Genomic DNA, 7,670 nt, shown 5'->3' with positions numbered 1-7,670 from the left:
AAGCAGAAAATGAGCGTTTAGAGCAAGAACGTATTGCAGCTGAAGAAGTAGAAAATGAGCGTTTAGAGCAAGAACGCCTTGCAGCTGAAAAAGCAGAAAATGAGCGTTTAGAGCAAGCACGTATTGCAGCTGAAGAAGCAGAAAATGAGCGTTTAGAACAAGAACGTATCACAGCAGAACTTGCAATTGAAGAAGCTAAAAAAGCCGAAAAGCCAAAAAAAGAAGGGTTTTTCTCTCGTCTTAAAAAAGGCTTGTTAAAGACTCGCGTTAATATAGGTTCTGGTTTTGCGTCTATTTTTAGTGGAAAAAAAATAGACGACGAATTATTTGAAGATCTTGAAACTCAATTACTCACCGCCGATTTAGGTGTTGATACCACCATGAAGTTGATTGATCGTTTAACTGATGCAGCGAACCGTAAACAGTTAAAAGATGGTGATGCGCTTTATGAGTTAATGAAACAAGAAATGGCTGCGATGCTTAAAACGGCAGAACAGCCTTTAGTTATAAGCGAAGATAAAAAGCCGTTTGTTATTTTAATGGTAGGCGTAAATGGTGTTGGTAAAACAACGACTATTGGTAAAATGGCAAAGCAATTTCAAAATGAAGGTAAGTCGGTAATGCTTGCTGCTGGTGATACATTTAGAGCCGCAGCTGTAGAGCAATTACAGGTTTGGGGTGAACGTAACAGCATCCCTGTTATTGCCCAGCATACAGGTGCAGATAGTGCATCAGTTGTGTTTGATGCATTCCAAGCTGCAAAAGCACGTAATGTAGACGTGTTAATTGCTGATACAGCTGGACGCTTGCAAAATAAAGATAATTTAATGCAAGAACTTGAAAAAATAGCCCGTGTAATGAAAAAAATTGACCCTGATGCGCCGCACGAGGTGATGCTAACTATCGATGCAGGCACAGGGCAAAATGCAATTAGCCAAGTAAACCTGTTTAATCAATGTGTTGGTTTAACTGGTATTACGCTTTCAAAACTTGATGGAACTGCAAAGGGTGGTGTAATTTTTGCGGTTGCAGATAAGTTTAATATTCCAATTCGTTACATTGGTGTTGGTGAAGGTATTGATGATTTACGCGCTTTTAAAAGCGATGACTTTATTGATGCGTTATTTAGCCAAGATGAGGACGACGTTTAATTTACCAAAAAAGGGAGCTAGCTCCCTTTTTAATTGCGAGGAATACTAATTTCATTAATGTGTTAATGGAGTTGGCATAATAAAAAGATGATAAATTTTCAGCAAGTAAGTAAGACCTATCCTGGAGGGCACCGCGCCCTCGAAAAAGTTAATTTTCATATTAAACCGGGTGAACTTGCCTTCTTAACTGGCCACAGTGGTGCGGGTAAAAGTACGTTACTTAAGTTAATTAGCTTAATGGAACGTCCTTCAGCAGGTAGTGTATTTATCAACGGTGTTGATTTAAACAAAGTAAACTCGCGTCAAATTCCTTATGCTCGTCGTGATATAGGTATTATTTTTCAAAATCATAGGTTATTAGAGCGCTATACTATTTTTGATAACGTGGCATTACCTCTCATTATTGAGGGGACTCACCATAAGCAAATAGCTAAACGGGTCCATGGCGCGCTTGACAAGGTAGGCCTAATTGACAAAGTGAAATGTCATCCTTCAATGCTATCTGGAGGCGAGCAACAACGTGTTGGTATTGCCAGAGCTATTGTAAACTCCCCACCAATTTTACTAGCTGATGAACCAACAGGTAATCTTGACCCAGAGCTTTCAATGGAAATACTCAAGTTGTTTGAAGACTTTAATAAACACGGTACCACTGTTCTTATCGCAACGCATGATTTGGGTTTGGTTGCACGTATGAAGTATCGTAGCTTAACCTTAAAAGATGGCCGTATGCTTCAAGACCCGCTTGCTGAGGGGGCACTATGAGTTTACTTTTTAAAGGTCGCCAAAATAGTAATGACAAGCAAAAAAAATCAGTATTAGCTGGCAGTTATTTTTTTATTATTAATATTTTTCGCCAAGGTGTGCATAGCTTAGGTGAAATGTGGCGCACGCCGCTTGCATCTATGATGACTATCGCTGTACTTGGTTTGAGCCTAACGTTACCTGCAACACTTTACTTAGTCGTTAAAAACGTACAGCAAGTGAGTAGTGGCTTTGAAGAGGCGAGTGAAATATCGTTGTTCGTTAAAGAAAGTATGAACGAGCAAGAAACGCAAACATTAGTAAAGCGTTTAGCACTTTACCCAGAAGTGGAAAGTGTTGAGTTTATTTCAAAACAACAGGCATTAACTGAATTTAAAGACGTATCTGGCTTTGGGCAAGCTTTGGAGTATTTAGATAAAAATCCATTACCGGATGTGGTGCTCGTTACTCCAACAAAACGTCACAGACACCCAAATGCCGCTAAAGTACTGCTAACTAAATTAGAAAGTGAACGTGAAGTTGATTTTGGTAAGCTCGATATAGCCTGGTTAGAGCGTTTAAATGCATTACTAGATTTACTTAAAGAAAGTGTAATAACCATCGCATTATTACTACTTACCTCAGTGACACTTATTATTGGTAACACCATTCGTTTGTCGATCATGGATAAAAAAGAAGAAATACAAGTAATGAAGCTAGTAGGCGCAACGAACACCTTTATACATGCCCCATTTTTGTGGACCGGTATTTGGTATGGTGTAATAGGTGGTTTGTTTGCCTTTATATGCGTAGGTTTGATGATGTGGTGGCTTTCAAGCGCAGTGAGCAGTGTGGCGGGGGTGTATCAAACAAGTTTTTCGTTAATAGGATTATCGCTTAATGAACTCGGCTTTTTAGTGTTACTAGCAACAAGCTTAGGATTTGTAGGATCGTACCTTTCTGTAAATCGATATATTAAAGAAATAGAACCCGATAAAGTATAAAAACCCCTGCAAACTATAAGTGAACCAACCCAGCTTGATATGCGTAACGTATCGGACTGGGTTGTACCTCCCGTTATTAAAACTGTCATATTTGTGTACTATCCTCCCATAAAGTAATGAGTTGTAAATAAGGTGATGCGGTTAGGTTAATTGGCTGCAATCCCTCAATTCATCACTTATTCAGTCGCTTGTAGTAGACTAAACACATACTAAAAACTGCTTGATTTATACTTTTAAAAAGTTTTAAATTGGGGTTAGCACTCTTAGAGAAAGAGTGCTAAGATAGTTTAAAATGTTTATCACCGAGGTGAAAAATGAGTAAAGATTTATACGCAATGGCACTTACAGTCGGACAACAAAGCGCAAGCATGGACGGTTACCTTCAAGCGGTAAGCACTATTCCTATGCTTAAAGTTGAACAAGAGCAAGAACTTGCTAAAAGACTTCAGGAAGAAGGTGATCTTAGTGCTGCCAAGCAACTCATTATGTCGCATTTACGCTTTGTAGCACATATTGCTAAAAGCTACTCGGGATACGGCTTACCACAAGCTGACCTTATTCAAGAAGGTAATATAGGCCTGATGAAAGCGGTTAAACGTTTTGACCCTACAGTGGGTGTACGTTTAGTGTCGTTTGCAGTGCATTGGATTAAAGCCGAAATTCACGAGTTTGTTCTTAAAAACTGGCGCATAGTTAAAGTTGCAACCACTAAAGCGCAACGTAAATTGTTTTTTAATCTTCGTAAAAACAAAAAGCGTTTAGGCTGGTTCAACCAAGCTGAGGTTAGCACTGTTGCTAGCGAGCTAGGTGTGAGTGAAAAAGAAGTACGTGAAATGGAATCGCGCATGAGCGGCCAAGACATGGGCTTTGACCTAACTGGTGACGACAACGACGATGCACCAACAAGTACATACTCTCCAGTACAGTATTTAACAGATGGCGCAGCAGACTTAGCTGACGACGTTGAACAAGAGCAGTGGAAAGAGCAAGCGCATACTCGTTTATTTAGCGCACTTAAAACACTAGATGAACGTTCACAAGATATTGTTAGCGCACGTTGGTTGTCTGATGATAAAGCAACCCTTCAGGAGCTTGCACAAAAGTATAGTGTATCTGCTGAGCGTGTTCGTCAGCTTGAAAAAACAGCGATGAAAAAGTTACAAAGCGCTATGAGCTGATATTGCTCAGCAGCAAATTTAAAAAGCCCTGCATGAAAATGCGGGGCTTTTTGCTTTTGAGTAGGTTGGTTTGAGCGAAGCGAAACCCAACGATAAAATATCTAATTAAGTAATACCGATATTCTGCATTATTGAATGGTTATACCAATCCGCAATAATACTTAATGATTTTACGGGGCTAAACGTGTCGCTACCTGCGTTAAAAAATTCTCATTTAGAGCAACTAAATAGCGAATTTTTTGCCTAGCTATTAACACGTTTTTCCGCCCTTAAAATAGACCACTTAATTAAGCGAATTGGTATTAGTTTATTATTCGGATATAGCATTATTTAAAGCTATATTACCTAGCACTCACTCCTTTTCCCTCAGCATGCGCTAACTGAATGTACTTACGTTCAACTAATTGCGAAACCGGTACGAGTTCAAAACCTTGCTTAGTTAGCTCTGGTAAGGCATAGCGTAAAAATTCGATGGTTTCAGGGTAGGGATGAGCAATTGCAATGGCAAAGCTATGGGAAATGGCTAATTGTTTTAACTCTTCAAGCCTTAGTTGCAGTTGTTCTGGTGTAGTTATATTGTCTAAAAACACTTGGCGACTAATATTAGCAACACCCAAAAAGTTAGCGGCATTTTGTGCTTGACTCAAATCGGTTGTGCGACTATCTAAAAAATATAAATGACGCTTTTTAAGTACTTCCATTGTCCACTTCATAGCTTGGCTTTTTTGCGTAAGCGCTGAGCCCATGTGGTTATTAACGCCTTTAACTTGCGGTAAACTAGCGAGAGCGGTTCCAAGAGTTTGCTGAAGCTGCTCTTTATTCATATTTAAAGTAAGCGCACCAGGCCCTAGTTCTTTACCGTTAAGTGCTTGCATAGGTACATGAAGCAATAACTCTTTATTTGATTGACTGGCAAGTGTTACAAAAATTTGCGAATAAGGGGTATGGGGCAAAATTGAATACGACAATTGCCCAGGTAAGGAAAGGAACTCTAAGTCCCGTTGATGATAGCCTATATCGTCTATCACTATTGCTATTTGCTTGGCGCTAATTGTTGCAGAGCTAAAACAAATAACTAATGTTAGCCATTTTATTATTTTCACGTTTATAGTTTTTATTATCTTTTTAGCTTTGTTTAACAGCTTATACAAGCTACTGCATGCTGAGTAATTGTTTTGCTTTAACCAACTGTAAATCGGTTAGATTACCAGTAAGTAATTGCGCATTATTGTTAGTGTGTTCATTTTTTATTATAACGGCTTTATTACTTTGTGAAAGGTTTGTTTGATTAACCGCCACATCCGGGGTTATTCCTATTCCATCAATCGATTTACCTAACGGTGTGAAGTATTTCGCTGTGGTGAGCTTTAATGCGGTATTGCCATCACCGAGTGGAATGAGTGATTGTACAGAGCCTTTCCCAAAAGATTGGCTGCCAACAATGGTTGCTCGGTTATTATCTTTAAGTGCTGCTGCAAGTATTTCGGCTGCAGAGGCAGAATTTTCGTTTATAAGCACAACTATGGGCGCATTTTTTAGAATGTCTCCACGCTTTGCATAAAATGCTTGGTTAGCATCGTAAAAACGTCCTTTAGTCGTCACTATAGTGCCACTTTGTAAAAATAGGTCTGATACAGCCACTGCGCTTTGTAATGCCCCCCCTGGGTTATCACGTAAATCAATTACTAAGCCTTTAAGTGGGTAGCCAAAATGGCTTTGCAGGGCGGCAACTTGTAGTGCAACTTCATGTAATGTGTGGTTAGAAAAGTTATTGATAGCTATGTAGCCAGTTCCAAAATCTAAAAGTTCGCTTGTTACACTTTCGAGGTTTATTTGGCGACGTGTAACATGAAAAGTGAGTGGGTTTTTATTGTTATCGCGATTTACAATTATATCTATATTCGAAAATTTACTGTCTCTTATTAGTGTTGCTACTTCGTCGATAGTACGGTTTTGGGCTGCGTTGTTGTTTACACTTACAATAATATCGCCTGGTAAAATACCTGCCGCTTTTGCGGGCGAATTATTAACCACGTTAACAATAGTCATATTCTCGTCTATGTTCTTAACTTCTATACCAATACCTGTGTAACGACCATTTGTGTTATCAAATAATGAGGCTAATTCATACTCATTTAAGTACTTAGAATAGGAGTCAAGTTTTGAATATAAACGCTCAAACTGCTGGTTGTTATATTTAATATGGTGGCTATTTTGTAAGGTGAGATCTTCAACGTAATAGGTATGAATGTTAAAGAGTATTTCGTCTATTTGTTGTCTTTTCAGATCTTTAATTGAGCTTGCTAGTGTATTACTAGTAAAGGTAATTAGGGTTAGTAATACAAGTAAGTACAGGCTTATATAAAAGCCTGCACTTTTTTTATTAACGGTATTTATTGTGTGTTTTTTAGTTGTCATCAGCTGCTCCAAGGCGGTGCAGCGATTTATCTAATTAAATACGTTTGCACCATTTTACAGGATTTACTGCGCGTCCTTTGTGGCGTATTTCAAAGTATAGACCAGAACTTGCCTGTCCGCCGCTTTGGCCTACTAAAGCGAGGGTTTCGCCTTCACGTACCATATCCCCTACATCTCTTAGTAGCGTTTGAGCGTGGCCATATAGGCTCATAAAACCTTCACCATGGTCTACAACAATTACCCATCCATAACCTTTTAGCCAATCGGCAAATACAACTTGCCCGTTCTGCACGCTATTAATATTAGTGCCTTCTTTTGCACCAATTAATACGCCTTTCCAATCAATACCACCATGTTTACGTTGGCCGAATGTGTGCTCTAACTTGCCTTTGCTCGGCCAGTCTAATTTGCCCTTACTCTTATTTAGGCCAAGTAATTCTATTTTTTGTGTTTTTTCTTTTTCGAGCTCTTTAATCGTTGTTACTAAAGTCTGTTGGTTTTCTTTTAAATAATTTATCGAGCTTTTAGTGCTGTTGAGCTGAGCTTGTAAGTTTTTAAGATTAGCTTGGCGTTCACTTTGTGCATTAAGTAATGCAGTTTGGCGCCTTTTTTGTTCATCAAATAAAAGCTCTAGTTTTTCTTGTGTTTTAACGAGCTCTTCTTGGTTTTGTACTATTTGCTGTTGAAGATCTTTTAGATCTTCGATTTGTTCAATACGGGCTTTATTTAAGTAATTGTAATAGCTAAGTGTGCGCTCAAACTTGGCTGTGTCTTCTTGATTCAACAGCATTTTAGAGTAGTCGTCGCCACCGGCCATATAGGCACTTTTGAGTTGCGCGGCTAAAATTTTCTGAAACTGAGTGTGCTTTTTATCAAGCTCATCGGCTTTACTTTGTAACTCTTTTTGCTGTGTTTTGGTCTCTTTTACGGATTGCTCTGCCATGTTAAGTGCTTTAGCGTTTTTAGCTATATCGAGTTCATGGCTTTTTAGATTTTTTTGTAGCGACGCTATTTTTTTTCTTTGGGCGTTATATTCAGCTTGGCTTTGCTCAAGTGCATTTTGAACCTCTGATAAGTCTTTTTTAGTACGATCTTCATTAGCAACTGCAGATGCAGCCACTAATGAAGTTAGTATCAAACCGCACTTAATTAACCGGTTAATACGTTTGCTCATG

General features: G+C 38.8%; 7 protein-coding genes. 4 read left to right on the top strand and 3 right to left on the bottom strand.

From position 1 onward, the window contains the following. The 4 genes from ftsY to rpoH form a co-directional block, all read left to right on the top strand. Nucleotides 1-1,151, top strand: a 1,151-nt coding sequence (gene ftsY / locus GQR53_RS16630; RefSeq protein WP_165744578.1) for a signal recognition particle-docking protein FtsY, incomplete at its 5' end; no start/stop codon positions are given. Nucleotides 1,152-1,238: 87 nt separating this feature from the next. Further along, a complete protein-coding gene (gene ftsE / locus GQR53_RS16625; protein WP_002957793.1) occupies nucleotides 1,239-1,916 on the top strand; it encodes a cell division ATP-binding protein FtsE in 678 nt (225 codons plus the stop codon). Next, nucleotides 1,913-2,899 carry a permease-like cell division protein FtsX gene (gene ftsX / locus GQR53_RS16620; RefSeq protein WP_165744576.1) on the top strand — a complete coding sequence of 329 codons (987 nt, stop codon included), beginning with the start codon at nucleotides 1,913-1,915 and terminating at the stop codon, nucleotides 2,897-2,899. Before ftsE ends, ftsX begins: the two co-directional genes overlap by 4 nt. Before the next feature lie 314 nt (nucleotides 2,900-3,213). Beyond that, on the top strand, nucleotides 3,214-4,077 hold the full coding sequence (gene rpoH, locus GQR53_RS16615; protein WP_002957791.1) for an RNA polymerase sigma factor RpoH: 864 nt from the start codon (nucleotides 3,214-3,216) through the stop codon (nucleotides 4,075-4,077). 341 nt (nucleotides 4,078-4,418) lie between these two features. On the opposite strand, the gene GQR53_RS16610 is transcribed toward rpoH, so the two are convergent. Genes GQR53_RS16610 through GQR53_RS16600 form a run of 3 tightly spaced genes read right to left on the bottom strand, consistent with a single transcriptional unit; the run spans nucleotide 4,419 to nucleotide 7,669 of the window. Beyond that, the gene (locus GQR53_RS16610; RefSeq protein ID WP_165744574.1) at nucleotides 4,419-5,180 is read right to left on the bottom strand and encodes a divergent polysaccharide deacetylase family protein; all 762 of its coding nucleotides are present in this window, start codon (nucleotides 5,178-5,180) and stop codon (nucleotides 4,419-4,421) included. A gap of 49 nt (nucleotides 5,181-5,229) precedes the next feature. Next, the gene (locus GQR53_RS16605; protein WP_165744572.1) at nucleotides 5,230-6,495 is read right to left on the bottom strand and encodes a S41 family peptidase; all 1,266 of its coding nucleotides are present in this window, start codon (nucleotides 6,493-6,495) and stop codon (nucleotides 5,230-5,232) included. Between the two features lie 34 nt (nucleotides 6,496-6,529). After that, nucleotides 6,530-7,669, bottom strand: a complete 1,140-nt coding sequence (locus GQR53_RS16600; protein WP_165744570.1) for a peptidoglycan DD-metalloendopeptidase family protein — start codon at nucleotides 7,667-7,669, stop codon at nucleotides 6,530-6,532. Between the last annotated feature and the right edge of the window lies 1 nt (nucleotide 7,670).

The sequence above is a fragment of the Pseudoalteromonas sp. Z9A6 genome (assembly GCF_011378805.1).
Taxonomy (GTDB): Bacteria; Pseudomonadota; Gammaproteobacteria; order Enterobacterales; family Alteromonadaceae; genus Pseudoalteromonas; species Pseudoalteromonas distincta.
The sequence above is the reverse complement of the archived record's forward strand: the minus strand, read 5'-3'. Positions and strand labels throughout refer to the sequence as shown.

What these genes read in the sequence shown, in the direction of transcription:
- ftsE (WP_002957793.1), top strand. Translation starts at nt 1,239, where the DNA reads ATGATAAATTTTCAGCAAGTAAGTAAGACCTATCCTGGAGGGCACCGC.
- ftsX (WP_165744576.1), top strand. Translation starts at nt 1,913, where the DNA reads ATGAGTTTACTTTTTAAAGGTCGCCAAAATAGTAATGACAAGCAAAAA.
- rpoH (WP_002957791.1), top strand. Translation starts at nt 3,214, where the DNA reads ATGAGTAAAGATTTATACGCAATGGCACTTACAGTCGGACAACAAAGC.
- GQR53_RS16605 (WP_165744572.1), bottom strand. Translation starts at nt 6,495, where the DNA reads ATGACAACTAAAAAACACACAATAAATACCGTTAATAAAAAAAGTGCA.
- GQR53_RS16600 (WP_165744570.1), bottom strand. Translation starts at nt 7,669, where the DNA reads ATGAGCAAACGTATTAACCGGTTAATTAAGTGCGGTTTGATACTAACT.